The sequence below is a fragment of the Streptomyces sp. Qhu_M48 genome, assembly GCF_051305195.1.
In the GTDB taxonomy this organism is placed as follows: Bacteria; Actinomycetota; Actinomycetes; order Streptomycetales; family Streptomycetaceae; genus Streptomyces.
The window spans coordinates 3,069,615-3,094,527 of record NZ_CP195432.1 but is presented as its reverse complement, the minus strand read 5'-3'; the positions used below and the strand labels follow the sequence as shown (position 1 = coordinate 3,094,527).

The window sequence follows — 24,913 nt, the reverse complement described above, 5'->3', positions numbered from 1 at the left end:
TCACGTCAGCCGTCCGTACCGCCCCGCGCGTCGCCTTCCGTACTCGACTCGTCGTCCTCCGTCCTCAGCGCGTCGTCGTTCGTGCCGAGGTAGTGGCAGAGGGGCGGCTCCTGCGCGAGGACCGCCCCGATGGTGAACGCGAACGTGACGGAGGCGCACACGACGATCAGCCAGGAGAACAGGGTGAGGACGAGCCCCAGCGCCCCGTACTCCGCCAGCGTCCTGTTGAGCGCCGGAGGCATGTACAGCCGCGCCGTCAGCGCCAGGGCGCTCGTGGCCGCCGCCGCCAGGACCGCGCCGGGCAGCAGGGGCAGCCAGGGGACGCGGTTGACCAGCAACAGGTGCTGCGTCCACATCCAGATGCCGGTGCTCACCAGGAAGAACACGGGGATGCCGAGCCAGAGGCCGGCGCCGAAGCCGTCCCGGATCGGCGCCTGGAGGAGGACCACCAGGACCAGTGCCAGCAGCCACACCACCCAACGCCAGACGGCGACCCGCGTCCTGGCCTTCGGCAGCGCCCAGGCGCGCTCGCAGACCCGTGCCATGGCCCGGCTGAAGCTGGTCGCCGAGGCGAGGGCGACGACCAGGCCGATCACGCCGGTCGTCTCCCGCAGGTCCTCGTCGGTGGAGTCGCCGCCCAGGACCTGTTGCAGTTCGACGTCGGAACGGCCGCTGAGACCGAACATGGCCCGCAGGGATTCCCTGAGCTGGTCCCGCACGGAGTGGGGGGCGAACGCCGCGACGGCGAAGAGCAGCGGCACGGAGGCCAGGAACGCCTGGGCCGCCAGTCTCGTCCCCCCGTCCAGCAGGTTCCCGGACAGCAGCCGGTTCGCGAGTTCGGTCAGGACGGGGAAGCGGCCCTCGGCCGTCGCGCGCAGCCGCCGCCACCGTGCCGCCCACGCCATCCGGCCTCCTCCGCGCACCCGCCCGTCCCCTGTCAGTACAGGGGACGGGCCCCGGGTCCGCGACCGGAACCGGGCCGACCGGCCCGGACCGGCTCACTCGGCAGACCGGCCGGCTCGCGTGGGCGTCCTCCTGCGCCGGGCGTCGGCCGGGCGGCCCGGCCGCCGGATGGCGTGGTCGTGGGCATCGGCGCCGCGGGGGATCCCGGACCGGCGCGGGCCGCCGTCGCCCTCACCGCCTGGCGTCGGCTCGACCGCTGAGGGAGTGCGGGGCGGACGCCCCGGAAGGATCGGTCCGCTGCGCGAAGCAATCGCACACCCACCTCTTCTGACCGCAGACCAGCGGAAGTTGAGGGATTGACGGTCGTCCGTGGCGGGCAGGTTTGGAGAGCCGCAGGCGGGGCACCGTCCGGCCTCACCTCCGGGTGCGGGGCGGTGGCCTCCCCACGCGGGTGCGTGCACAGCGCACGATGCGGGCCGAGGAGAGAAGGAGGTTGGTCCCCATGACAGTGCGTGCCGTCGAGCTCCCCCGGCTGTGGATGCCCTATCCGCTGCGGGTGAATCCGTATCTGTCGGCCCTGCACGAGGAGAGCGAGTCCTGGGCCCGCGAGATGGGCATGCTGGCCGGCGGTGAGGGGCCGCCGGACCACCGCCCGGTCTGGACCCGGTCCACGTTCCACGCCATGACCGTCGACCAGCTGACCGCCTGGACCCTGCCCGACGCCTCGCTCGCCGACCTCCGGCTCAACCACCGTTTCAACATCTGGGCGCTGGCCTGGGACGACTACTTCGCCTCCGCGTTCAAGCAGACCGGCGACCTGCCCGGGGCGCTGGTGTTCACCGCTCGGCTGCACGCCTTCCTCCGTCCGGAGCAGGGCGCCCGGCTGCCGGAGCCGACGAACGCCGTCGAGCGGGGAATCGCCGATCTGCAGCAGCGTCTCTTCCCTCCGCGACTGGCGCACTGGCGGCACGAGTTCAACCGGGCGCTGGCGAAGTACATCGACGCGGGGGTCGAGGAGCTGTCCAACAGCCGCAGCGGCCGCATACCCCACCTGATCGACTACGCCCCGTTCCGGCGCGAGAGCTTCGCCGCCTACACCGCCCCCTACTCGGTCGAGTTGGCGACCGGCGCGCGCATACCCGAGCAGATACGGAACAGTCGCACCGTCCGCGCCCTGCTCGACGCCTTCATGGACGTCATGGGTCTGGCGAACGACATCGCCTCGTACGAGCGGGAGGTGAACGAGGAGCGCGACGTCAACAACCTGGTCCTGGTGGTCGGTACGTCCCTGGGCATCACGCTCCACGACGCCGTACCCGCGGCCCTGAATCTGGTGAACGCCCGGCTGCGTGACTTCGAGCACCTCCGACAGAGCGAACTGCCCCTGCTCGTACGGCGATCCGGTCTCGACCACGAGGAGCGGGCCGAGCTGGAGACCTGGCTCCACGGGGCCGAGGGCTTCCTCGCCGGCCTCCATGCCTGGTACACCGGCGCCCCCCGCTACGCGTCCTCGGACGCCCCGTACCCCACGTAGGGGCGGCGGGGACCGCGGGAGGGGTACCGGCACGGACGCGCCGGCACCCCTCGGCCGCGGGGCTACCCCCTGCGCAGAAGACGCTTCACGCGGGTGAGCCACGAGGCACGCGGCTCGGGCACGCGGGCCGTCCCCGGATCGGTGACCTGCCACGGCGGCACCGAGGGCGTCCCGGTGCTCTGCACCGGCGGGGCCGGAAGCGGGGCCGGGGCGTCGAAGGCCTGCGGGAAGCGTGACGCGAAGGTCACCGGAAGCGCCGTCAGATTCCGCGCCCAGGTGGAGGAGCGCCAGCTGAGACTCTCCTCGGGGACCGCGAGGACGACGTCGGGAAGCCGGGTGAGGAGGATGTCGATGCCGGTGTCGGCGATGATGCGGCCGATGTCCTGACCGGGGCACTCGTGGGGACCGGCGCTGAAGGACAGGTGCGCCCGGTTGTGGTGCGCCGGGGCCGCGGAGTCCGGACGGATCGCCGTGTCGACGTTTCCGGCGGCCAGGCCGAGGAGGAGCATGTCCCCCGCCTTGATCTCCTGTCCGCCGAGGGTGGTGTCGGCGTTGGCCCAACGGCCCGGGCACACCATCAGCGGCGGCTCGTCCCAGAGGACCTGCTCGACGGCCTCGGGCAGGGTCATCTGGCCACCGGTGAGCGTCCCGCGGAACCGGGGGTCGGTGAGGACCATGCGCAGGACGTTGGACATCAGGTTGGCGGTCGTCTCGTAGCCGGCGAGCAGGATGAGACGGAGGTGGTGCTGCACCTCCTCGTCGGTGAGCCGGGCCGGGTGGGCCATCAGCGCGGAGGCGATGTCGTGGCCCGGATGGGCGCGCTTGGCGACGACGAGCCGTTCGAGGCTCTCCAGGATGTAGGCGTTGCTGGCGAGCGAGGTCTCGGTGGCCTTGAAGAGGTCACGGGCGGCGTGCACGAGCCGGGAGCCGTCCTCGTCCGACATCCCGAGCAGATGGGTGAGGGTGAGCATCGGCACGTGTTCGGTGAACTGTCCGACCAGTTCCGCCTCGCCCTTCTCGCAGAACGTGTCGATCACCTGGTGGGAGAAGCGCGTGATGTGGCGGCGGACCCCCCGGTGGTCGAACATGCCGAGGCCGGCCGTGACCGCGGCCCGCAGTCGCTGGTGCTCCTCGCCGTCCGCGCAGACGCAGTCGGGGCGCCAGCCGATCATCGGGACGAGCGGCGAGGTGGCGGCGTCGATCTCGCCGCTCTTCCAGCCGTGCCAGACCCGGGGGTCACGGGAGAACTGGGTCGGGCGGCTGGCCACGTCGCGGTTCTCGAGGTAGCCCAGGACGAGCCAGGCGCGGACGTCTCCGTCAAGCAGGACGGGCGCCACCGGGCCGTGGGTGGCGCGCAGCTCCTCGTACAGACCCATGGGGTCCGTCTCGGCGACGGGGCCGTAGAGCCGGGCCGCTCCGCCGGGTCCCGTGGCGGCGTGGGCCGGGCAGCCCGGGGGCGGGGTCTGCCCGGGCAGCGCGGTGGCGTGGTCGGCGGGTGGGACGGTCATGCGGTCTCCTGGGCGGCGGCGAGGGTGCACAGGTAGACCATCAGCGAGAGCAGGGCGTCGCGGCAGGACGCCCGGTCCCGTGCGTCACAGGTGATGATGGGCACGGAATCGCTGAGGGCCAGAGCGGTGCGCAGGTCTGGTAGGGGGTACTGCGGGGCTTCCGGGAAGGTGTTGACGGCGACGACGAACGGGACGCGGCGGTCCTCGAGACGGGTGATGACCTCGAAACAGACTTCGATCCTGCGGGTGTCGACGAGGACCACGGCGCCGAGCGCGCCTTCGAAGATGCCGTTCCACAGGAACCAGAAGCGCTCCTGTCCCGGAGTCCCGAACAGGTAGAGGATCAGTTCCCGGTTGACGCTGATGCGTCCGAAGTCCAGTGCGACGGTCGTGGTGTTCTTGCCCTGGGCGCCGGGGTTGTGGTCGATCCCGACGCCCGCCTGGGTCATGGTCTCTTCGGTGGTCAGGGGTGGGATCTCGCTCACCGCGCCGACCATGGTCGTCTTGCCGACTCCGAAGCCGCCGACGATCACGACCTTGACTCCTCTGGCACCGTGGGGCAGCAGCACGTCGATGTCGCGTGGCGGTGCGCCGCGTGTGTCAGAGCTTGCGTAGTCCATGGATCACCGCCTCCAGTAGGCCGCGTTCGGGGAATGCCGCCACGGGCACGGGCGCGATGGCCTCGACCCGCTCGTTCTCGACGAGTTGGGACAGCAGCACGGTGACCACGCTGAACGGAAGGCTGAGGTAGGCCGATACCTCGGCCACCGAGAGCGGGTACGTGCACATGGTGAGGATGGCGGCCTGCTCGGGCTGCATCGCCGGGTCGGGTTCCGACCTCGACGCGATCAGGGTGACCAGGTTGAACCCCTCGGCCGAGGAACCCGTGCCACCGGTGACCACGTAGAGCGGAACGGGAGTGCCTTCCTCCCAGGGAGTCTGGTGCTCTGATGTCACATCGCCTGCCCGACGTCGTCACGGGGCGGGCTGGTCATGTGCTGGCCGATCCGGACCACCAGGGTCCGCATGCGGTCGCCGAGCAGTCCGGCGTCCACCTCCTGGTCGGCTAGGACCGCGAGATAGGCTCCCGGGCCGGCCGCCATCAGGGAGAAGTACCCGCCGTCGGCCTCGATCCCGACCATCCGCGTCGAGCCGTCCCCGTGCGGGAACATCTGCGAGATGGCCCGGGCGAGGCTCTGGATGCCGGAACAGGCGGCGGCGATCGCGTCGGCGGTGTCCGACGCCGTGTTCGCCTGCCCGATGCAGAGGCCGTCCGCGGACAGGACGACCACGTGGCGGACGTACGGGACGCCGCCCACGAGCTCCTTGAGCATCCAGTCCATGTTGGGCAGTGGCTGCATGTTACTCGACCTCATCTGACGGCTCGCTGGGGGAAGGGGAAGGTTCGGCGACCGCTCTCCTGTCGCCGTTGAACGCCTCCCACATCAGCCCCGGCTGGCGGGTCGGGCCGGAGGAGGGCGGAGCGGCGGGGGTCGTGGGACCCGCCTGGACGAGCGGCGTGGGGACGGGTGAGTCACGGCGGCGCTGCGGGAGTCCGTTGGTGGTCTTCCTGACCGCGCCGGTCTCCGTCACGACGTCGCGCGGGAGTGCGGGCCTGGGCAGGACCGGGCCGCCCATGCGCCTCCGGGGGGGCTCGCGGTGCCTCGCGACGGGCTGCGGCACGGTGGTGATCAGGTTCCGGGGAACGAGCACGACGGCCCGTACGCCTCCGTAGGCGGAGGTGCGCAGGTCGACCTCGCAGCCGTGCTCGCGGGCCAGCCGGCTGACGACGGGCAGGCCGAGCTGGGTCACCTCGCCCAGGTTGGCCAGCTGGAGGCCGGTCGAGGCGTCGGCCATGACGCGCTCGACGCGCTGCCGGACCTCCTCGGTGAGTCCGACGCCGCGGTCCTCGATCTCGATCGCGATGCCCGAGGGCACCTCGCTCGCGGTCACCTCCACCGGGGTGTGCGGCGGCGAGAACGTCGTGGCGTTGTCGAGCAGTTCGGCGAGCAGATGCATCATCGGCTCGGCGCCGGGGCCGGTCACGGCCACCTCGGCCACCGACGTCAGCTTCACCCGGGGGTAGTCGACGATGCGTGACATGGCGCCGCGCAGGACGTCGTACAGTGCGATCGGCTTCGACCACTGCCGGCCGGGCCGGGCGTCGCCGAGGACCGCGATGCTGGCCGCGAGGCGGCCGATCAGGGCGTTGCGGTGGTCGACGTCCTGCAGACCGCGGGAGACCACGAGGTCCGTGCCGTGCAGGATCTGCATGGCGTGGAGGTCCTTGGCGAGCTGGTGCACGATCGCCTGCACCCGGCGTGCGACGGCCACGAGGGCCCGCTGGGAGATGTCCCGGATGTTCTCCTCGGCCTCCACGGCTTCCAGGAAGGTCCTCAGTGTTGCCCGGAGCGCCTGGGCGTACTCCTCGTCGAGGTGCTTCCCGAAGGTGACGTTGCGGATGATCTCCGAGGAGGGGGTGCCCCGCTGCATCCGGGCGACGGCCGCGGGGAGGAGTTCCTCGGCGAGCCAGACGGTGGCGGCGCGCTGGTCGGCCAGACGTCCGAGCAACGCGGCCTCGCGTTGCGCGTAGTACTCCTGTGCCTCGGCGCTCGCCCGTGCGAAGCGGGCCGCGTCCGCCGCCCGCAGCCGGCGGACGGCCGCGGCGGAGGTGACGGCCGTCAGCGCGACCGCGGCGAGGCCGCACCAGGCGAGTGGTGTCCGTATCTGTGCAGGGAGGAAGAGCAACGCTATTGCGAAGGCCACGGCCAGGGCCCCGGGGGGAAGGAGCCACACCCGGGCGCCCGCGGGTGGCCGGGCTCTGGAGATTGAACCTGCACGAACCATCGGGGTCCCTAAACAGTCTGGAGATGAGCGGACTGAGGTGATGTGATGCGCCGACGGGAACACGTCGGGCTTTCGTTCGGGCGAATGCGCATGCTCCGACGACGTTCCGACGGGTCGCTCCGGGACGGCGCCGATGATCGCGTCGCTTTCCCTCGCAGCCACGTTCCGTCCGCGCGCGCACCCAGCGTTCATGACTCGCTGTGAGCGCATCGCAACACATCGGGGAGCATAGTCAGTTCGGGTTCGCCATGTGCCCATGCTGGAAGGCCGCCCTCCACCGGTCATTCTGGCCGCATAAAACGACCAATCACCGCACGGAAAATGCCATGAACCGATCACATCAAGGCGCCATTTCCCATGGCTCCGACCGGGCCGACGCAGAACCGTACATCTGCGCGGCGATTCACCCGGGCCCGTCCTGAGGGAACCGGGGGCGAGCGGGCGGCGAGGCCGACCCTCACCGAGCGCGGGACGACCGAGTTCCGGGCCGACGTCCTCGCCGATCCCCCGCTCGTGATGCTGCGTGGGCGCACGGGCCGACCAGCCCGCGCCGCGATGTCATACGCCCCCGACGGCGGCGGGCCCGGTCAGTCCTCCAGGGGACGGGTGGCCGGGCCCTGGAGCACTGTGCCGTCGGGCGCGAAGCGGGAACCGTGACACGGGCACTCCCAGGTCTGCTCGGCATCGTTGAATCCCAGCTCACAACCCATGTGCGTGCAGCGGCGACCGGTCCGGAGGCCCGCCATGTAGTCGCGGGCCACGGTGGTCTGTCGCCGGGCGACCTCGGGCACCTCGCGCACGGGCAGCAGCCGGCGCGGGTCGAAGAGCTCCGTCCAGGGCGGGCGCGGTGCGCCGGTCACGTGGGCGGTGAGCAGGCGGCCCGCGGCGATCCCGTTGCCGAGCCCCCAGCCGCCGAAGCCGGTGGCGACATGGACGTGCTGGGTGTCCGGGTGCTCATGGCCGACGTAGGGCAGGCCGTCGACCGTGTGCACGTCCTGCGCCGCCCACCGGTGGACCCGCGGCGCCTCGGCGAAGCCGGGCAGGTGGCCGCGCGCCCAGGCCTCCAGGCGGGCGTGCCGTTCGCGCACGCCCCCGCTCCCCGGTTCGAACGCCTCGCCCGCGACGATCAGCAGCCGTCGTCCGCCGCCCAGCGGGGCGGTGCGCACCGACCGGACGCCGTGGTCGGGCGTCCAGTACATCCCGTACGGGGCGTGCCGCTCGTCGACGGCGGCGGCGACGACGAGCTCCCGGCGTACCGAGAGCCGCATCAGCAGGGTGCGGTGGCAGCGGAGCGGGAACTGGGTCGCGAGGACGACGTCGCGGGCGTGGACCGTGGCTCCGCCCTCCAGGGCGAGCCGGCATTCGGCGCCCTCCCGGAGGCCGGTGACGCGGGTGCCTTCGTGGACGCGGCCGCCGTGCGCGACGACGTCGTCCGCCACGGCGAGGAGGAAGCGGCGCGGATGGAACTGCAGCTGGTCCTCGACCCGTACGGCCGCCGCGACCGGGTACGGCAGGTCCGTCTCGCTCACGGCCGTGGCCCGCAGGCCGGCCTCCGCGGCGGCCGCCGCCTCCGCGCGGATCTCCGCCGCGCCCGCCTCGTCGAGGGTGTACGAGTAGGCCGGCCGGCGTTCGAGCTCCGCGTCGACACCCAGCTCCGCGCAGAGCGACACCGCCCGCCGCAGTGCGTCCTCCTGCGCCTCCGCGTACAGGGCCGCCGCCTCCGCGCCCCGCCGGCGGCGCAGCTGTGCGTAGCGGAGTCCGTGCAGCGACGTCAGTTTGCCGGTGGTCCGCCCGGAGACCCCGGCCGCGATCCGGCCGGCTTCGAGCACCACCACGTCGCGCCCCGCGCGCGTCAGCTCGCGCGCGGTGCAGAGCCCGACGACTCCGGCTCCCACCACGACCACGTCGGCGACGAGATCACCCTCCAACGGCGCCCTGGGCTCGTGGGGCGGTGCCGACTCCATCCAGTACGAGCCACCGGATCCGCGCATGATCACTCCTTGCAGGCGGCGGAGGTCACCGTGTGGCCGCTCCGCGTCGTCTTCCGCGACCTGGCCCGATCGAGGTGTCCGAAACGGGCGGCCATCGCCGTTTCGCCCCTCTCCATTCTCGCCGTTCCGCCCCGATCCGCGGGTTCGCCGGAGGGCGGGCGTGACGTGCGGCGGTGGCCGGGGGGAGTCGCGCGGTGTCGGCGCCGTCCGATCCGATCGGTGGTGTGTGATGTCCCTCTCCCCGCACGGCGACGCCCCGGAGACGGGCGGCGCGCGGAGGGCCACCCCCTCGCCGCTCCGTGTCCGGCCGCCCGCCGCAGCGCCGCTGCTCATCGAGGGGCCCGTCGAGACCGTCACGCCGGACGGGTCGGTGATCGCCTGCGACCGGCCCGTGATCGCCCTGTGCGTGTGCTCGGCTCGTACCGAGTGGGCGGCCGCCCCTCTCCCGGGGGCCCACGCTACGCAGGCTGTCCGGCGATCACACTCCTAGTCGCGCTCCCCCAGCTCGGCCCAGACGGTCTTGCCCTCACCGGTGTAGCGCACGCCCCAGTTCTCCGCGAGGGTGGCGCAGATGAGCAGGCCGCGGCCGCCCTCGTCGACGGCCCTGGCGTGCCGGAGGTGGGGTGCGGCCTGCCCCGCGTCGCCGACCTCGCAGATCAGCCCGGTGGCGGAGTCCGTGATGAGGCGCAGGGTGATCGGGGCGGCGCCGTAGCGGACGGCGTTGGTGACGAGCTCGCTGGCGACGAGGGTCGCCGTGAACGGGTCGGCGGGGTGGTTCCAGCGTCGGAGGCACTCCTCGACGCACGTCCGCGCGGTATCGGCGGCCGAGAAGTCGAAGGGGAGCGTCCACTCGGCGAGTTCGCTCGGCGGGAGGTGCCGGGTCCGCGCGAGGAGCACCACGCGGTCGGGGGCCAGGAGCCCTTCCACCGCGTCCGCCATCGCCTCCACGCCGCGGTCCGGGCGCCCGAGGGCGCCGAGGAGCTCCCGCGTACCGGGGTGTCCGTCCTCCGACGTGCCGGGAGAGACCATGCAGAGCGTGCTTCCTTCGGGCAGGTGGTGGGTGGCGCAGGCGAAGGGCGGGCCGCCGGAGCCGAGCAGGGGGCCCTCGTCGACGGGATGCGTGTCGGTCGATCCGTCGGGCCGGACGACGACGAGGAGCGAGGTGCCGGCGCGGGCGATGTCGAGCCGTCCGTCGACGGGGTCGTGGACGGCGACGGTGCAGCCGGCCGTCGGGCGGTCGGTCCCGGAACCGTTCGCGTGCTCGGCGGCGAGTCGGAGCGTGGTGGCGTGCAGGCGGGCGAGGAGTTCGTGCGGGTCGAGGTCGAGCGTGGTCAGGCTGTGGACGGCGGTCCTCAGCCGGCTCATGGTGGCGACGGCGCTGAGTCCCGCGTGCTCGACCTGGCCGACGACGAGCGCCACCCGCGCGCCCGGGAGCGGGACGACGTCGAACCAGGCCCCGGCGCCGCTCCCGCCGGGGAGGTGCCGCTGGGCCACGTCGACGGCCCGCTGCGTGGCCTCCTCCTGGCGCAGCGGCCAGCTCTGCAGCGCGGTCATGATCACGTGCTCGCGGGTGAACCGCAGGGCGTTCTCCAGACACGTCGCCGTACGGTCCGCGAGGCCCTCGACGAGTTGGGTGTCGTGGCCGCCGTACGGTTCGGCGCCGGGCGCCCGCTGGAAGGCGACGACCCCGAATATCTGCCCCCGTACGGTCAGGGGGGCGACCAGTCGGGTCCCGGTGGTCCCGTCCTCCTCCTCGCACGGGATCAGGACGGCCCGGGGCGGCAGGGTGGCCCCGAAGATCCCGGGGAGCAGGGCGGTGCCCGGCTGCGGGACGGGCGGCCCCGCCTCGGTGCGGCCCGCCGCGGCGCAGCGCAGCAGGGGGGCCGGGTTCCGGGACCGCAGTCCCGGCTCCCTGCCCCTCAGCACGGTGTCGGTGAGGGCGACCACGACGGAGTCGGCGAACCGCGGCAGTGTCAGGTCGACGAGTTCCCGTGCGGTCCGCTCCACGTCGAGGCTGGAGCCGATGCTCTCGTGGGCGTCCTGCAGGAGCCGGAGCCGGGCCTGGGCGCGTTCGCGTTCGGTGATGTCCGTGCTCGTGATGACCACGCCGAGCACGCGTCCTGCGGCGTCCTGGAGCCGGTAGACGGAGGCGGAGAAGACGTGCTCGGTCCGGGGGTCGGCGAGGGGCCGGCCGGTGACGCGCCGGTCGAGCACGGGGCGGCCCGTGGCGAGGACGGTCCGCAGCACGTCCTCGTCGACGCTCACCCCGGCGGGGGCGTAGGCCTCGGCCGCCGGCCGTCCGACGAGCTGGTCCGCCGGGAGGCCGCGGATGCCCACGGCGACCGTGTTGACGCGGACGACGCGCAGCTCGGTGTCCAGGACGTGGAGTCCCACGGCGGCCTGGGTGAACACGGACTCCAGGACCGCCTCGCCCCAGAGCGCCGCGTCGTCGGGTCCGGGAGCGGCGGCAGGGCCGGGGGTGTCGGGGCCGCCGGGGGCGTCGGGATCGGGAGCGGCGGGGCCCGGACTGGGGGCGGGGCCTGGGCCAGGGGTGGCGGGCACGGGGCCGGGAGCCGCTGCTCCAGGAGCGAGCTCGACGTCCTTCGATCCGGACACGACCTGACCTCCGATACGACGGAACCGGGCGCAGAGCGGTCGCGTCGGTCCCACCGGGCCGTCGCGCGCGCAGAGCGGTCGCGTCGGTCCCGCCCGGCCGTCCGCCCCGCATCGAGCCTCTCCCACTCGCTCCCGTCGTGCGAACGGAGCGCGGAGGCGGGGGCCCGGCGGCACCGGCGTGCGCCAAGCGCCCCGCGTGGCATGCTCAGACCTATGGAGGGCGAATTCGTGGCCCCCGACGCGGATGAGGGTGCGCCACCCGAGATCCTCGCCCTGGCCATGGTCGTGGCCAGGCTGCGCGCCGAGGTCGCGGACCTGGAGGGCAGCGCCTCGATGACGGCCGTCCTCGAACGGGCCAGGGGCGTGCTCATGGCCCGGACGGGTCTGTCGGCGGACGCCGCCTACCGGCTGCTGCTGGACCGCGCCGAGCAGGACCGCAGGACCCTCCTGGAGGAGTGCTGGCTCACCCTGGGGGGTGTCGGAGGGGAGTCCGGTCCGGCGCCCGCGCCGACCCTGAGCGGCCTGGCGCGGAAGGAGGGCCCGTCGCCGTTCAGCGCCGGCCGTTACGTCCTCCGCGGCGCCCGGACGGACGGACGCCGGGAGGCCCTGGCCCGGCTCGCCCGGGGGCTCGCGGACGCGCGTCCGCCGGCAGGTGTCGCGGAGCTGCTCCGGTCGGTGCTGGGTGGACCGGTGGGGGTGGACGCGGTGATGATCTACACCGTCGCGACGCCCGGAAGCCTGGAGCTGGTGGGCAGCGCGGGCCTCGCCTACGCGTTCGCCGAGCAGTGGAGCCACATTCCGCCCCTCAGCGGTGTGGCCGCCCTGGAGGCCGTCGAGGTCCAGGAGGCGGTGTGGCTGGAAGACCCGGTGCGGGACGCCCTGCGGTACCGGCTGATCGGGGACCCGCCCGAGCGGTGGCCCTCACGGGCCTGGCTCCCCGTGCCCGGCGGCCTGCCGATGACGACGGTCGTCGGCTTCCTCCGTCACCGGCCCGGGCCCTTCGACACGCCGACCCGGACGCTGCTGCGGCGAGCCGTCAGGCTGTGCGGCGGGCCCCTGCGGGAGGACCGGGCGCCCCGCGGAGCCGATGCTCCCGCCGATGACGTCTCCGTCGTGCAGAGGGTCTTCGACGCCCTGGCGGGCCCGGCGGTGCTGCTCACCCCCCTGCGGACGGAGGACGGTGACATAGAGGACTACCGGATCGACGCGGCGACGCGGGAGGCGGTCGACGTGGCCGGGCGGCGCGGGAAGGAGCTGGTGGGCCGCCGGATCCTGGAGACGTACCCGACCGTCGCGGGGACCGCCCTGTGGGACGGCTACCTGGAGACGCTGGTCACGGGGACGGCGTACGACGGCGAGCCCTTCACGTACGAGGAGGTGACCGCCGGTGTGCAGCAGGAGTCGGTGTACGCGGTGCACGCCTCCCGGCTCGACGGACGTCTCGTGGTGTCCTGGGTCCGCCACGACACCAGCGCGCGCGAGACCCGCCGGCTGGCCGACATGCAGCGTCTGGGCAACCTCGGGTGGGCGGGCTGGAACCTGGTCACGGACACCCTCACCTGGTCGGACCAGGTCTACGTCGTCTTCGACCGTGATCCCGCCCGGGGACCCGTGCGGCTGGAGGAGCTGCCCCGCCACCTGGTGGCCGAGGACCTGCCGCGGGTGGGCGCGGCCGTCCAGCGGCTGCTCGTCGCCGGAGACCCCATCGACCAGCCCTTCCGCATCACCACCGCGCACGGCGTACGCCATCTGCGGATCGTCGCCGAGGCGCAGCGGGATGGGGACGGCACCCCCGTCGAGGTACACGGCTTCTTCCAGGACCTGACCGCCCAGAAGGACGCCGAACTCGCCCTGCGCGACAGCGAACGCGACAACCTCGTCCAGCGCGGCATGCTCAAGGCGGAGCGGGCGCTCGGGGCCCGTCTGCAGGACACCCTGCTGCCGATCCCCGAGCAGTCGCTGGAACTGGCGGGGCTGCGCGTCGACGTCGCCTACGTCCCGGCCGACCGGGGTCTCAACGTCGGGGGCGACTGGTACTCGGCGATCGAACTCCCCGACCAGAGCGCGCTGTTCGTCGTCGGTGACGTCGCCGGCCACGGCTTGGCGGCCGTCGGCACCATGGCCCAGCTCCGGTTCACCACCAAGGGCATGACGGTCACGGGATCGCGTCTGCCCGACGTCCTCGGCCGGCTGAACGCCCTCCTCCTCCACACGGCGCCGAACGAGCGCCGTGCCACCGCCACCATGGTCATGGGGCGCTACCGCCCCTGGGACCACCGCCTGACCTGGGTACGGGCCGGGCATCTGCCGCCTCTGCTCGTGCGGGGCGGCAGGGCGAGCTTCCTGGCCCAGCCCGAGGGCTGTCTTCTCGGCGCCGCCCCCGACTCCCGGTACGGACAGGCCGAGGTCACCCTGCTCCCCGGGGACCATCTCCTCTTCTACACCGACGGGCTCGTGGAGCTGCCGGGCGAGGACCTCCGGGTGGGGCTCGACCGTCTGGCCTCCCAGGCGCTGCGCCTCCTGAGGGAGGGCGGCCACCCGGTGCTCGCCCGGACGCTGGCCGCGGCGGGCCCGGCGAACCGGGACGACATCTGCGTCCTCGCCGTCCACCTGCCGGAGGACTCCCCGCCCGGACAGCGGGGCTCATGAGGCCGTTCGGGTGACGGGACACGAGCCGGGCTCGGCCGTCCGGGTGAACCGGCGCCCCGCGCGGTGTCCGGGCCACCGCCCGGGTTCGCCGGTCCGGCCGATCCCGCCACCGATCCCCTGGCGCTTGGCATGCTGGGGCCGACGGCCCCGGCCGCAGGTGCCGTGGCCCCGTTCCACCCGGACCAGGAGGTTGTGCAGTGAGCGACAACTCACCGCCCCGAGGGAAGTCCGCCGCGGCGGTCTTCGACGAGGTCGGCGCACGGTACGAGGAGGTGTTCGCCGACATCCCCGGCCAGCTCGCGGCCCTGGACTGGCTCACCGGGCGCCTCGCGCCCGGCGCGCGCGTCCTGGACGTGGGCAGCGGCACCGGACGGCCGACGGCGGAGGTGCTCTCCCGGGCGGGCTTCGACGTCACCGGCATCGACGTGTCGGGCGAGATGGTCCGGCTGGCCCGGCGGCGGGTGCCCGCCGCCTCCTTCGAGCAGGCCGACGTGCGCTCGTACGCGCCCGCGGCCGGGGGGTACGACGCGGTGTGCGCCTTCTTCCCGCTGCTGGTGATGGATCAGCCCGAGGTCGCGGACTCGCTGGCGCGGATGGCGTCGTGGGTCGCCCCGGGCGGGTCGTTCGTGATGGCCACGGTGCCGGGTGACATCCGGGGGCTCGACATCGTGTGGATGGGGCACGAGGTGAGCGTGAGCAGCCTGGCGGCCGAGGACCAGGTGCGCGTTTTGGAGGAGGCGGGCCTCGACGTGGTCCACCACGACACCGCGCTCTACCGGCCGCACGGCCCCGGAGCCGAACCCGAGCAGCACCTCTACGTGCACGCCCGCCGCCCGGCCTGATCCGGACGACAGGCCCTGGGTCGTGTCCGGAGAGCCCCGCCCGGCCCACGTGCGGCGCTACTCTCCGGCCACGGCCTGACCCTCCGGGCGGAGCGCCCCCACCGCGCCGATCATCAGTTCCAGGGCGAAGGGGTAGCCGCTGTCGCTCATGTCGGCGGCGAGCAGGGGGAAGGTGGCGGCGATGTGCGGATGGGTGGCGGGCGACAGCTTGCCGTACACCGCGTGCCAGACCGCCGCCTCCTTCTCCTGTGCCGCGGGCGGCAGGGCGAGCGCGGCGGCGTCCTGGGCGGCGAACGCGAGGGCCTGGTCGACGAAGGCGTGGTAGATCCGCACGGCGAGGACGTCGGGGAAGCCCGCGGTACGGAGGATGCCGAGGATCCGTTCGACGGCGCGGGTCTCGTGGGGGCGGCCGGTGGTGCGGTGCGCCGCGAGGAGCGCGGCCTGCGGATTGGTCTGGTAGCAGGCGTGGATCCGCAGCCCCATCTCGCGGAGGTCGACGCGCCAGTCGCCGGTGGCCGTCCAGCCTTCCTGGGCGCGGCCGATCATCTCGTCGGCGACGGCGAGGAGCAGGGCGTCGGTGTTGCGGAAGTAGCGGTAGAGCGCGGTGGGGTCGGCGCCGAGCGCGGCGCCGAGTCTGCGGACCGAGAGCGCTTCCGCGCCGTGCTGGGCGATCAGACGGAGCGCGGTCTCCACGATGAGCCGCTCCGAGAGGACCGCGCCCTGCTTGGTGGGGCGGCGGCGCTGCCTGCCGCCTTCGGGGACGACGCGTTCGGACATGGCCGGAACCTTACGTCAACACCATTGACGTGTAAACGGCTGTCCCGCTTGCATGGCGCCCAACAATCCGTCACCCCACGCTCTGGAGCGCCCCATGACCACGGCCGATCTGGTCTTCACGCGCGGACCCGTCTTCACGGTGGATCCGGCCCGTACCCGGGCGACCTCGCTCGCCGTCGTCGGCGAGCGGATCGCGGCTGTCGGGCACGACGAGGTACGGGAGCTGATCGGCCCCCGTACGGAGGTCGTCGACCTGACCGGCAAGCTGCTGCTGCCGGGGTTCCAGGACGCCCACGTCCACGCCGTGTCCGGCGGCAAGGAGCTGGCAGAGTGCGATCTGACCGGCACGATCGGGGTCCAGGAGTACCTGGACCGGATCCGCGGGTACGCGGACACCCACCCGGACCACACCTGGATCACCGGCGGCGGCTGGTCGATGGAGAGCTTCGAGGGCGGTCTGCCCACACGGCAGTTGCTCGACTCGATCGTCCCGGACCGGCCGGTCTTGCTGTCGAACCGGGATCACCACGGCGCCTGGGCCAACACGCGGGCGCTCGCACTCGCGGGGATCACCGCGGACACACCCGACCCCGCCGACGGCCGCATCGAACGGGAGCCGGACGGCACCCCGAGCGGCATGCTCCAGGAGGGCGCGATCGGCCTGGTCTCCCGGCTGCAGCCGGCGTCCACCCCCGAGGAGCGGCTGGCCGGGCTGCTGCGGGCCCAGGAGCTGCTGCACTCGCTCGGCATCACGGCCTGGCAGGACGCGCTGCTCGGCTCGTTCGGCGGGATGCCCGACCCCTCGGACGCCTATGCGACCGCCGCCCGCGACGGCTCGCTCACCGCCCGGGTGACCGGGGCGCTCTGGTGGGACCGGGACCGGGGCTCCGAGCAGATCCCCGAACTGGTCGCCCTGCGCGAGAAGTTGAGCGTCGGACGGTTCCGCGCGGGCTCGGTGAAGATCATGCAGGACGGGATCGCGGAGAACTTCACCGCCGCGATGACCTCCCCCTACCTGGACGGCTGCGGCTGCGCCACCGCCAACAGCGGCCTGAGCTTCGTCGACCCGCGGGAGCTGCGCGGGTACGTGACGGAGCTCGACGCCCTCGACTTCCAGGTCCACTTCCACGCCCTGGGCGACCGGGCCGTGCGCGAGGCCCTCGACGCCCTGGAGGCGGCGATCGCCGCCAACGGGCGCCGGGGCAACCGCCACCACCTCGCCCACCTCCAGGTGGTCCACCCGGAGGACCTCACGCGCTTCGCCGAACTGGGCGCGCTCGCGAACATCCAGCCGCTGTGGGCCGCGCACGAACCGCAGATGGACGAGCTGACCATCCCGTTCCTCGGTCCCGAACGGGCCGCCTGGCAGTACCCGTTCGGCGACCTCGTGCGGGCTGGCGCCACCCTCGCGGCCGGCAGCGACTGGCCGGTGAGCAGCCCGGACCCGATCGCCGGCATCCATGTCGCCGTCAACCGCCGGGACCCCGAGGCCGACGACGACCGGGTGTTCCTCGCCGAGCAGCGGCTGGACCTGCCGACGGCGCTCGCCGCCTACACCGCGGGCACCGCCCATGTGAACCGGCTCGACGACACGGGCAGCCTGCGCGCCGGAAACCTCGCCGACCTCGTCGTCCTGGACCGCGACATCCTCACCGGCCCTCCGGAGGAGATCGCCGAGGCCCGGGTGGAACGGACCTACGTCGGCGGGCGGCTCGTGCACTCCCGCTGACCGGACCTGGACCGAGGGGCCCGGACCGTACGGCCCGGTCCTGCCGGACCGCCGGATCCCTTACGGCCTACTCCGGCCGGACGGACGAGGCCCGTACGTCGAGGCGGGTCGGGACGAGGGTCCCGGCCGACTCCCGGCGGCCGTGCTCCAGGACCGCCACGAGGTGCTCGACACCGGCCTCCGCCACGGCTTCGGGGCGCAGGCTCAGGGTCGTCACCGGCGGCGCGGTGTGCTCGGCCGTCACGTCCTCGCTCACCAGCACGAGGAGCAGGTCGTCGGGCACCCGGTAGCCGTGCCGGCGGACCGCCTCCAGGACGAGGGGCGGGCTGGCCTCGGCCACCACGAGGAGGGCGTCGGGACGCTCACCGTCGAGGTGTTCGCCCGCGGGGTGTTCACCCGCGGGGCGTTCGCCATCAGGGCGTTCACCGCCGGGGCCCTGCCCGCCGGGGCTCCAGGCTCCCGCGAGGGCCGTCTCGACGGCACGCACCACCGGTCCGTTGCCGGGTTCGGCGACCCGCACGACCCGTTCCGGCAGGTCGTGGGCGGTGCACCACGCGCGGTGCGCGGCGAACACCTCGTCGTGGAAGCGGGTGGTGCTGTCCGGCACCACGAGGACGGGCCGGCGGGCGCCCTGCTCGCGGACGTGGTCGAGGATGTCGCGCACGGCGGCGCCGGCGTCCACGTCCACCCAGTACGCCCCGGGCCGTCCCTCGACGGAGCGGTCGCTGAACACGGGGATGTGCGCGGCGAGGAGGTCGTCGACGACCGGGTCCCCGGCGACGGGGTCGGCGACGACCACCGCGTCGAGGGACAGGTCGGCCCACTCGCTCCGCAGGGAGCCGGCGGGCAGCAGCACCACGGCGTAGCCGCGTCGCAGCGACGTCGCCGCGGTGGCCGCGGTCAGCCGGGCGAAGTACGGCGACTCCAGGAAGGTCCAGGGGGCGTCGGCGAACTCCCCGACCACGTATCCGATCAGTCTGGCCCGTCCCGCGCGCAGGTGGCGCGCGGTGGGGTTGGGCCGGTAGCCCATTCTGCGGGCGGTCTCGCGGGCCTTCTCCCGGACTTCGGGGGAGAGCCTTCCGGTGCCGTTCAGTGCCGCCGAGACGGTCGTCTTGGAGAGGCCCGCCTCGCGGGCCACGTCGACGAGGCGGACGCGTGGGAGGGGCGGCGAGGGCTGCCCGCCGTGCGGTGTGGCGTCGGTCATGGGACTGATGCTGCCACCCTCGCGACCTTTGCAAAACCGTTCCCGCAGAGGGTTGTGCGGGAACGTTCCCGCATCAATACTCGCTCCATCCCCCAGCGCCCGTCACTACACCCGTAAAGGGGTGGGTCTGCATGCGCATGTCCAGAACCATCGCGCTTCTCGCCTGTACCGCCGCTCTCGCCGCCACCACCGGCGCCTGTTCCGGCGCGACGACGCCCCGTGCCGCCGCCGGCGGCACCGACTTCAAGGTCGCTCCGCTGTCGCCGCCCGCCCAGGGCCCACTGGACTCCTTCACCTGGTCCCTGTACGCCGAGCCGTACACACTCGACTACGCCCTCGCGTACGACTACCCGCCGAACACCGTGCTCGCCAACGTGTGCGAGCAACTCCTGCGGGTCACGCCCGACCTGCGGATCGAGCCCGGCCTCGCGGTGAAGTACGACCGCCCCGACCCGCGCACGCTCGTCTACACCCTGCGCCCCGGCGTGAGGTTCCACGACGGCACGACCATGACCGCCGACGACGTGGTCGCCTCCCTCAAGCGGCAGATGGACCCGAAGACCGGCTCCCCCTGGGGCTCGTCCTTCAAGAACGTCGACGCGATCGAGAAGACCGGACCGCTGGAGGTGACGCTCCGGCTCGGCAAGCCCGACATCCTGCTCCACGAGCTGATGGCCGCCTCCCCCGGCACCATCGAGAGCGCCGCCACCCTCGCCGCGGCCGGCAAGGACTACGGCACCCCCAAGGGCGGGATCAACTGCACCGGGCCGTACGCCCTGGACACCTGGTCCCAGGGCACCGAGATCACTCTCAAGAAGCACCCGGACTACTGGGACCCGAAGCTCTCCCCCAAGTCGGAGAGGGTCAGGTTCACCTTCGTCGAGGACCCTGCGGCCCGCACCAACGCCTTCCTGTCCGGCACGGCCGACGGCGGCTACATGGTGCCGTCCTCCTCGCTCGGGCAGCTCCGCGCCAGCGGCAAGGGCTCGGTCCTCTTCGGTCCCAACACCGCCGCGTCGAACCTCGCGGTCCTCGACTTCCACGGCCCGCTCGGCGACCTCAGGGTCCGCAGGGCCCTCTCCCTGGCGCTCGACCGCAAGAACATCATCAAGGCCGCGGCCGGTGGCGTCGGCGTCCCCGCCAAGGCCCCCGCCGCGCGCGGCGCCTGGGCCCTGGCCCCCGAGAAGACCGCCGCACTGTACGACACCCAGCCCGAGCCCGTGTACGACATCGAGGCCGCGAAGAAGCTCGTCCAGGAGGCGGGCGCGGCCGGCCGCTCGATCACCCTGGTCACCAGCACGCTCGCCCCGGAGATCAGCGTCGTCGCCAACGCCGTCCAGGCCGCCGGGCGGCAGATCGGACTCGACGTCAAGCTCAAGTCCGTCGCCCCGGAGGCGTACAGCGCCATCTTCGTCGACCCGAGCGCACGCGAGGGCCTCGACCTGGTCATCACCAGCGGGTACGACAACACGCCCGATCCGCTGGAGTTCTACCAGTACCTGCGCACCGGCGACTTCGGGAACTACGGCACGTGGTCGAACGCCGAGTTCGACGTCGCCTTCGACCGGGCCAACTCCGAGCCCGACGCGGGGCGGCGTGCGGAGCGGACCGCCGAGCTGCAGACGATCGCGATGCGCGAGCTCCCGGTCATCCCCCTGTACGAGGCGCCCCACTCCGTCTTCCTCGGCAAGCGCGTGACCGGCGCCCCGACCGGGATCGCCCAGCTGTACTACCCGTGGGCCGCGACGATCGGGGCCGCGAAGAAATGACCCGCTTCCTCGTCGGACGGCTCCTCGGCCTGGTGGCGGTGCTGTTCACGACCTCCCTCGTGGTCTTCGGCAGCGTCCACCTGGCACCCGGCGACCCGGTGTCGTTCCTGCTCCACGGCCGCCCCGCGACCCCCGAGGCCGTGGCGGCCCTGCGCGCCCAGTACCACCTGGACGACCCGCTGGCCGTGCAGTACGCGAAGTGGCTCGGCGGCGTCCTCCAGGGCGACTTCGGCACCTCCGCCCAGTTCCACCAGGACGTCGCCGCGCTCATCGGCTCCCGGCTGCCCGGCACGGCCCTGCTCGTCGGGTACGCGGCCCTGCTCGTCGCCCTCGTCGGTGTGGGGGCCGGGATCCTCGCCGCGCTGCGGCCCGGCCCGCTCGACCGGACGGTGCTCCTCGGCACCGGCGTCGCCACGGCCACCCCCTCCTTCGTGACCGCCATCGCGCTCGTGTCGCTGTTCTCCGTCCAGCTGGGCTGGTTCCCGGGCCCCGGCGGCACACCCACCGGGTTCTCCGAACGGCTCCACCACCTCACCCTGCCCGCCGTCGCCCTGGCACTGACCTTCGCCGGTCTGCTCGCCCGGGTCACCCGCTCGGCGATGCTCGACGAACTCGGCCGGGAACACGTCGAGGTGGCGCGGGCCCGTGGCGTCGCGGGGCGGACCGTGGTCCGCCGGCACGTGCTGCGCAACGCGCTCGGCCCGGTCGTCACCGTCGGCGGCACCATGCTCGCCGGCCTCCTCATCAGCACCTCGATCGTCGAGACCGCCTTCGACGTGCCCGGCCTCGGCTCCCTGCTCGTGCAGTCGGTCTCGGCCAAGGACTTCGCCGTCGTGCAGGCGATCACCCTGCTCAGCGTGGCCGCGTTCGTCCTCGTCAACCTCGCCGTCGATCTGCTCGCCCCCCTCATCGACCCCCGGCTGTCTCTCCACGGGGAAGGCTCCTCATGACCACCACCGCGCCCCCGGCGCCCACCGTCCCGCTCCGCAGGCCCGGCCTGCGCGCCCTGCGCCTCCTCGGCCAGGGGCCCCTGTTCACCGCCTCGGTCGCGGTGCTCGCCGCACTGGTCCTGGTCGCCGTCCTCGCCCCCGCCCTCGCGCCGTACGACCCCGAGGTCCTCGACCTGTCGGCGAGCCTGGCCGGCACCACCGGCGAGCATCCGCTCGGCACCGACCAGTCCGGGCGCGACATCCTGTCCCGGCTGATCCACGGCGCCCGCACCGGCCTGCTCGGCCCCCTGCTCGTCGTCGGCGTCTCCACCCTGCTCGGCACCGCGGTCGGCGTGGTGGCGGCCTGGCGCGGCGGCTGGGCGGACTCGCTCCTGTCCCGCTCGATGGACATGGTCTTCGCGATCCCGGGGCTGCTGCTCGCGATCCTGCTCGTCTCCGTCGTCGGCTCCGGGATGACCGCGCCGGTGATCGCCATGGCGGTGGCCTACACGCCGTACGTGGGACGCCTGGTGCGCGGCATCGCACGCCAGGAGAAGGCCCGGCCGTACATTGAGGCCTACCGGGTGCAGGGCTGGTCCGGCTGGACCGTCTGCCTGCGCCACCTGCTGCCCAACATCGCGCCCACCGTCTTCGCGCAGTCCGCGATGAACTTCGGGTACGCGCTGATGGACCTGGCGGCACTCTCGTACCTCGGCTTCGGCGTGCAGCCGCCGACCGCCGACTGGGGCGCCATGATCAACGAAGGCCAGGCGGCCGTCCAGCAGGGGGCGATGCTGCCCGCCCTCGCGCCCTCCGTGTGCATCGTGCTCGCGGTGGTGGCGTTCGGCATCGTCGGCGAGGGGCTCGCCGACCGGATCGCGAGGCGGGAACGGTGAACGGCATGCCGGACACGAGGAAGCAGCGGGACACGGACCCGGTCCTGGAGATCGACGGGCTCGGGGTCCGGCTCGCCGACGATCGCGCCGCGCGGCCGATCCTCGACGGTGTCGGGCTCCGGGTGGCGCCCGGGGAGAGCGTCGGCCTGGTCGGCGAGTCCGGCTCGGGCAAGTCCGTGGCCTGCCGCAGCGTCCTCGGGCTGCTGCCCGCTGGCGCGCGCACCAGCGGCGAGGTCCGGGTCGCCGGGCGGGACGTCCTCGCCATGAACCGCGCGGAACTGACCGCGCTGCGGGCCCGGCAGGTCGCGATGGTCTACCAGGACCCGCGCGCCTCCGTGAACCCGCTGCGCCGCGTCGGCGACTTCCTCACCGAGGGACTCCGCGCGGCCGGCACCCCGGCCGCCGCGGCGACCGCGCGGGCCCTGGACCTCCTCGACGCGGTCGGCATCCGCGACCCGCGCGGCGCCCTGCGCCGCCGTCCGCACGAGTTCTCCGGCGGCATGCTCCAGCGGGTGGTCATCGCGGCGGCCCTCGCGGCCGAACCCGCGCTGATCGTCGCCGACGAGCCGACCACCGCCCTGGACGTCACGACCCAGGCGGAGATCGTCGGCCTCCTCGCCGGACTGCGGGCGGAGCGCGGCACGGGCCTGCTGTTCGTGACCCACGACCTCGAACTGGCCGCCACGGTCTGCGACCGGGTGTACGTGATGTACGCGGGCCGGATCGTGGAGACACGGGGCACCGACGAACTGTTCGACCGGCCGCGCCACCCGTACACGGCCGGGCTGCTCGCCTGTACGCCGGACATCACCGCGGACGCGGCCCCGCCCCGGCCCATCCCCGGACGGCCCGTCTCCCTCTCCGAGGCGCCGCCGGGGTGCGCCTTCGCCGCGCGCTGCGCCCACGCGGTGCCGCGCTGCTCGGAGGAGAAGCCCGTGCTCGCCCGGCACGGCGACGGACTCGCCGCCTGCCACCGCGCCGACGAAGGGATCACGCTGTGACCGTCTCAGCGAAGGGGGGACCGGGCGCCGAAGGCCCGGTCGTCGAAGGCTCGGCCGTCGAAGGGCTGGTCGTCGAGGGGCTGCGGAAGCGGTACGGGGACCACGCGGCGGTCGACGGCGTGTCGTTCACCCTGGCGCCCGGGGCCTCCCTCGCCCTCGTGGGGGAGTCCGGCAGCGGCAAGACCACCACCGTGCGGATGCTCGTCGGCCTGGAGCGCCCGGACGGCGGGACCGTCCGCCTGAACGGCCGGGACCGCTCCACGCGGCCCCGGGGGCGGGCCGAACGGCTGGCCAGGGCCCGGGAGATCCAGATGGTCTTCCAGGACCCGTACCTCTCGCTCGACCCCCGGGTGACCGTCTCCGGCTGCCTCGACGAGGTCCTGCGCCTCCACACCGCCCTCGGCCCCGCCGGACGCCGGGCCAGGGTCGCCGAACTGCTGGACCAGGTCGGCCTCGGCACCCGCGAGGCCGCCGCCCTCCCCCGCGGTCTTTCGGGCGGCCAGCGGCAGCGCGTGGCGATCGCCCGCGCGCTCGCCGTGGAACCGCGGGTCCTCGTCCTCGACGAGGCCGTCGCCGCGCTCGACGTCTCGATCCAGGCCCAGATCCTCGAACTCCTCGGCGCGATCCGCCGCGCGTCGGGCATCGGCTACCTCTTCGTCACCCACGACCTGGCGGTGGTGCGGCACATCGCCGACGAGGTCCTCGTGCTCAGGTCCGGCCAGGTCGTGGAGACGGGCCCCGCCTCGCGGGTCCTGGCGGCCCCGGAACACCCGTACACCCGCCTGCTCCTGGACTCGGTCCCCCGCCGGGGCCGTTTCCCCGCGGGCCGGTGACGGATCCTGCGGCGCCCGGACGAGGCGAACGAAGGCGGCTGTCATGCCCCCCGGCGGGGGCCGGCGCCGCTCTCAGCGGACGGGCGGCCGGGCGTGCTCCCACGCCCAGGCGGCGACGCCGACCCGGTTGCGGGCTCCGACCTTGCGCTGGATCGTGGCGAGGTGGTTCTTCACCGTCCCGGGCGAGATGAACAGGGCCGCGCCGATCTCGGCGTTGGTGGCCCCGTCGCCGACGCGTCCGGCGATCTCACGCTCCCGGGCGGTCAGCGCCCCGACGCCGCCCGGCGCCTGCGCCGCCCGGGCGCGCTCCCGTGGCGCGGGCTCCGGGGCAAGCCGCCTCAGCAGCCGGACGGTGATCTGCGGGCTGATCAACGCGTCGCCGACGACCGCCGCCCGCACCGCCCCCGCCCCCCGCTGGGCCGTGCGCGCCGCCAAGGCGGCGGTCTGGTCGACGGTGCCGTCCGGACTGTGGCGCATCGCCTTCGCCTTCGGCGCGCCGATGGGGTTCTCCGGCGAGGCGCTCGCCCTGCTCCACGCGGACGTCATCGGGTGGGGCACCTTCTCCATGCTGACCCTGAGCACGCTCGCCGAGGTGCTGGCCTTCCTCACCCTCGGCCTGGTCCGCCCCTGGGGCCGGGTGGTACCGCGCCGGTTCCCCTGATCGGCGGCCGCCGGATCCACCCGCTCGCCGCGATCGTCCCGGCGGCCCTGGGCGCCCTCGTCCTCACCGCCGGCGGCGTCCTCGGCGCCCTCCAGTGGTACGGCCCCGACAACCTGGGTTCCCCCGACGCGCCGCAGGGCTTCGCCGGCCTGGTGATGACCGCCGCCTACCTCCCCCTGGTCGCCTGGGGTCCGCTGCTGGCGGCCGTCACCCTCGACCACGCC

Annotated in this window: 21 protein-coding genes; 10 read left to right on the top strand and 11 right to left on the bottom strand. The window is 73.7% G+C overall.

Annotated features, from left to right (window positions below; all coding sequences use genetic code 11):
• Positions 1–5: 5 nt before the first annotated feature.
• Positions 6–905 carry a YhjD/YihY/BrkB family envelope integrity protein gene (locus ACRRSS_RS14240; RefSeq protein WP_435971574.1) on the bottom strand — a complete coding sequence of 300 codons (900 nt, stop codon included), beginning with the start codon at positions 903–905 and terminating at the stop codon, positions 6–8.
• A gap of 500 nt (positions 906–1,405) precedes the next feature.
• Here ACRRSS_RS14240 and ACRRSS_RS14235 point away from each other — a divergent pair, with 500 nt between their 5' ends.
• Entirely contained in the window at positions 1,406–2,437 is a 1,032-nt protein-coding gene (locus ACRRSS_RS14235; protein ID WP_435971573.1) for a terpene synthase family protein, read from the top strand.
• Between the two features lie 62 nt (positions 2,438–2,499).
• On the opposite strand, the gene ACRRSS_RS14230 is transcribed toward ACRRSS_RS14235, so the two are convergent.
• From ACRRSS_RS14230 to ACRRSS_RS14200, 7 genes are all read right to left on the bottom strand, one after another.
• Positions 2,500–3,945, bottom strand: a complete 1,446-nt coding sequence (locus tag ACRRSS_RS14230) for a cytochrome P450 (RefSeq protein ID WP_435971572.1) — start codon at positions 3,943–3,945, stop codon at positions 2,500–2,502.
• Positions 3,942–4,565 carry a GTP-binding protein gene (locus ACRRSS_RS14225; protein ID WP_435971571.1) on the bottom strand — a complete coding sequence of 208 codons (624 nt, stop codon included), beginning with the start codon at positions 4,563–4,565 and terminating at the stop codon, positions 3,942–3,944. Before ACRRSS_RS14225 ends, ACRRSS_RS14230 begins: the two co-directional genes overlap by 4 nt.
• On the bottom strand, positions 4,546–4,902 hold the full coding sequence (locus ACRRSS_RS14220; RefSeq protein ID WP_435971570.1) for a DUF742 domain-containing protein: 357 nt from the start codon (positions 4,900–4,902) through the stop codon (positions 4,546–4,548). The genes ACRRSS_RS14225 and ACRRSS_RS14220 overlap by 20 nt, the downstream gene beginning before the upstream one ends.
• Positions 4,899–5,306, bottom strand: coding sequence for a roadblock/LC7 domain-containing protein (locus ACRRSS_RS14215; RefSeq protein WP_351905908.1), 408 nt, complete (start codon positions 5,304–5,306; stop codon positions 4,899–4,901). The genes ACRRSS_RS14220 and ACRRSS_RS14215 overlap by 4 nt, the downstream gene beginning before the upstream one ends.
• 1 nt (position 5,307) lies before the next feature.
• Positions 5,308–6,711, bottom strand: a complete 1,404-nt coding sequence (locus tag ACRRSS_RS14210) for a sensor histidine kinase (protein ID WP_435971569.1) — start codon at positions 6,709–6,711, stop codon at positions 5,308–5,310.
• Between the two features lie 668 nt (positions 6,712–7,379).
• The gene (locus ACRRSS_RS14205) at positions 7,380–8,783 is read right to left on the bottom strand and encodes an FAD-dependent oxidoreductase (protein WP_435971568.1); all 1,404 of its coding nucleotides are present in this window, start codon (positions 8,781–8,783) and stop codon (positions 7,380–7,382) included.
• A gap of 486 nt (positions 8,784–9,269) precedes the next feature.
• Positions 9,270–11,399: a SpoIIE family protein phosphatase gene (locus ACRRSS_RS14200; RefSeq protein WP_435971567.1), complete on the bottom strand. Its 2,130-nt coding sequence runs from the start codon at positions 11,397–11,399 to the stop codon at positions 9,270–9,272.
• A gap of 213 nt (positions 11,400–11,612) precedes the next feature.
• On the opposite strand from ACRRSS_RS14200, the gene ACRRSS_RS14195 reads away from it, so the two are divergent.
• Together ACRRSS_RS14195 and ACRRSS_RS14190 are read left to right on the top strand one after the other, a co-directional pair.
• Positions 11,613–14,048, top strand: coding sequence for a SpoIIE family protein phosphatase (locus tag ACRRSS_RS14195; RefSeq protein WP_435971566.1), 2,436 nt, complete (start codon positions 11,613–11,615; stop codon positions 14,046–14,048).
• Between the two features lie 197 nt (positions 14,049–14,245).
• A complete protein-coding gene (locus ACRRSS_RS14190; RefSeq protein ID WP_435971565.1) occupies positions 14,246–14,890 on the top strand; it encodes a class I SAM-dependent methyltransferase in 645 nt (214 codons plus the stop codon).
• Positions 14,891–14,947: 57 nt separating this feature from the next.
• Here ACRRSS_RS14190 and ACRRSS_RS14185 read toward each other — a convergent pair whose 3' ends face one another.
• Positions 14,948–15,667, bottom strand: coding sequence for a TetR/AcrR family transcriptional regulator (locus ACRRSS_RS14185; protein WP_435971564.1), 720 nt, complete (start codon positions 15,665–15,667; stop codon positions 14,948–14,950).
• Between the two features lie 94 nt (positions 15,668–15,761).
• On the opposite strand from ACRRSS_RS14185, the gene ACRRSS_RS14180 reads away from it, so the two are divergent.
• Complete coding sequence (locus ACRRSS_RS14180; protein ID WP_435971563.1) at positions 15,762–17,396, top strand: amidohydrolase; 1,635 nt, start codon at positions 15,762–15,764, stop codon at positions 17,394–17,396.
• 67 nt (positions 17,397–17,463) lie between these two features.
• Here ACRRSS_RS14180 and ACRRSS_RS14175 read toward each other — a convergent pair whose 3' ends face one another.
• Positions 17,464–18,600 (bottom strand): LacI family DNA-binding transcriptional regulator, encoded by a 1,137-nt coding sequence (locus ACRRSS_RS14175; protein WP_435971562.1) that lies wholly within the window; start codon positions 18,598–18,600, stop codon positions 17,464–17,466.
• 131 nt (positions 18,601–18,731) lie between these two features.
• Here ACRRSS_RS14175 and ACRRSS_RS14170 point away from each other — a divergent pair, with 131 nt between their 5' ends.
• The 5 genes from ACRRSS_RS14170 to ACRRSS_RS14150 are packed head-to-tail and all read left to right on the top strand — an operon-like array spanning position 18,732 to position 24,028.
• Positions 18,732–20,369 (top strand): ABC transporter substrate-binding protein, encoded by a 1,638-nt coding sequence (locus ACRRSS_RS14170; protein WP_435971561.1) that lies wholly within the window; start codon positions 18,732–18,734, stop codon positions 20,367–20,369.
• Entirely contained in the window at positions 20,366–21,319 is a 954-nt protein-coding gene (locus tag ACRRSS_RS14165) for an ABC transporter permease (protein WP_435971560.1), read from the top strand. The genes ACRRSS_RS14170 and ACRRSS_RS14165 overlap by 4 nt, the downstream gene beginning before the upstream one ends.
• Positions 21,316–22,194, top strand: coding sequence for an ABC transporter permease (locus tag ACRRSS_RS14160; protein ID WP_435971559.1), 879 nt, complete (start codon positions 21,316–21,318; stop codon positions 22,192–22,194). The genes ACRRSS_RS14165 and ACRRSS_RS14160 overlap by 4 nt, the downstream gene beginning before the upstream one ends.
• A 5-nt stretch (positions 22,195–22,199) precedes the next feature.
• Positions 22,200–23,195, top strand: a complete 996-nt coding sequence (locus ACRRSS_RS14155; RefSeq protein ID WP_435971558.1) for an ABC transporter ATP-binding protein — start codon at positions 22,200–22,202, stop codon at positions 23,193–23,195.
• Positions 23,192–24,028 (top strand): ABC transporter ATP-binding protein, encoded by an 837-nt coding sequence (locus ACRRSS_RS14150; RefSeq protein ID WP_435971557.1) that lies wholly within the window; start codon positions 23,192–23,194, stop codon positions 24,026–24,028. The genes ACRRSS_RS14155 and ACRRSS_RS14150 overlap by 4 nt, the downstream gene beginning before the upstream one ends.
• Positions 24,029–24,100: 72 nt before the next feature.
• On the opposite strand, the gene ACRRSS_RS14145 is transcribed toward ACRRSS_RS14150, so the two are convergent.
• A complete protein-coding gene (locus ACRRSS_RS14145) occupies positions 24,101–24,505 on the bottom strand; it encodes a response regulator transcription factor (protein ID WP_435971556.1) in 405 nt (134 codons plus the stop codon).
• On the opposite strand from ACRRSS_RS14145, the gene ACRRSS_RS14140 reads away from it, so the two are divergent.
• On the top strand, positions 24,483–24,689 hold the full coding sequence (locus ACRRSS_RS14140; RefSeq protein WP_435971555.1) for a hypothetical protein: 207 nt from the start codon (positions 24,483–24,485) through the stop codon (positions 24,687–24,689). The two genes, ACRRSS_RS14145 and ACRRSS_RS14140, sit on opposite strands and share 23 nt — an antisense overlap.
• Positions 24,690–24,913 lie beyond the last annotated feature (224 nt).

Excerpts from the sequence above, each read along its gene's own strand:
- ACRRSS_RS14240 (WP_435971574.1), bottom strand. The coding sequence starts at position 905 with ATGGCGTGGGCGGCACGGTGGCGGCGGCTGCGCGCGACGGCCGAGGGC.
- ACRRSS_RS14235 (WP_435971573.1), top strand. The coding sequence starts at position 1,406 with ATGACAGTGCGTGCCGTCGAGCTCCCCCGGCTGTGGATGCCCTATCCG.
- ACRRSS_RS14230 (WP_435971572.1), bottom strand. The coding sequence starts at position 3,945 with ATGACCGTCCCACCCGCCGACCACGCCACCGCGCTGCCCGGGCAGACC.
- ACRRSS_RS14225 (WP_435971571.1), bottom strand. The coding sequence starts at position 4,565 with ATGGACTACGCAAGCTCTGACACACGCGGCGCACCGCCACGCGACATC.
- ACRRSS_RS14215 (WP_351905908.1), bottom strand. The coding sequence starts at position 5,306 with ATGCAGCCACTGCCCAACATGGACTGGATGCTCAAGGAGCTCGTGGGC.
- ACRRSS_RS14205 (WP_435971568.1), bottom strand. The coding sequence starts at position 8,783 with ATGCGCGGATCCGGTGGCTCGTACTGGATGGAGTCGGCACCGCCCCAC.
- ACRRSS_RS14195 (WP_435971566.1), top strand. The coding sequence starts at position 11,613 with ATGGAGGGCGAATTCGTGGCCCCCGACGCGGATGAGGGTGCGCCACCC.
- ACRRSS_RS14185 (WP_435971564.1), bottom strand. The coding sequence starts at position 15,667 with ATGTCCGAACGCGTCGTCCCCGAAGGCGGCAGGCAGCGCCGCCGCCCC.
- ACRRSS_RS14180 (WP_435971563.1), top strand. The coding sequence starts at position 15,762 with ATGACCACGGCCGATCTGGTCTTCACGCGCGGACCCGTCTTCACGGTG.
- ACRRSS_RS14175 (WP_435971562.1), bottom strand. The coding sequence starts at position 18,600 with ATGACCGACGCCACACCGCACGGCGGGCAGCCCTCGCCGCCCCTCCCA.
- ACRRSS_RS14170 (WP_435971561.1), top strand. The coding sequence starts at position 18,732 with ATGCGCATGTCCAGAACCATCGCGCTTCTCGCCTGTACCGCCGCTCTC.
- ACRRSS_RS14165 (WP_435971560.1), top strand. The coding sequence starts at position 20,366 with ATGACCCGCTTCCTCGTCGGACGGCTCCTCGGCCTGGTGGCGGTGCTG.
- ACRRSS_RS14160 (WP_435971559.1), top strand. The coding sequence starts at position 21,316 with ATGACCACCACCGCGCCCCCGGCGCCCACCGTCCCGCTCCGCAGGCCC.
- ACRRSS_RS14155 (WP_435971558.1), top strand. The coding sequence starts at position 22,200 with ATGCCGGACACGAGGAAGCAGCGGGACACGGACCCGGTCCTGGAGATC.
- ACRRSS_RS14145 (WP_435971556.1), bottom strand. The coding sequence starts at position 24,505 with ATGCGCCACAGTCCGGACGGCACCGTCGACCAGACCGCCGCCTTGGCG.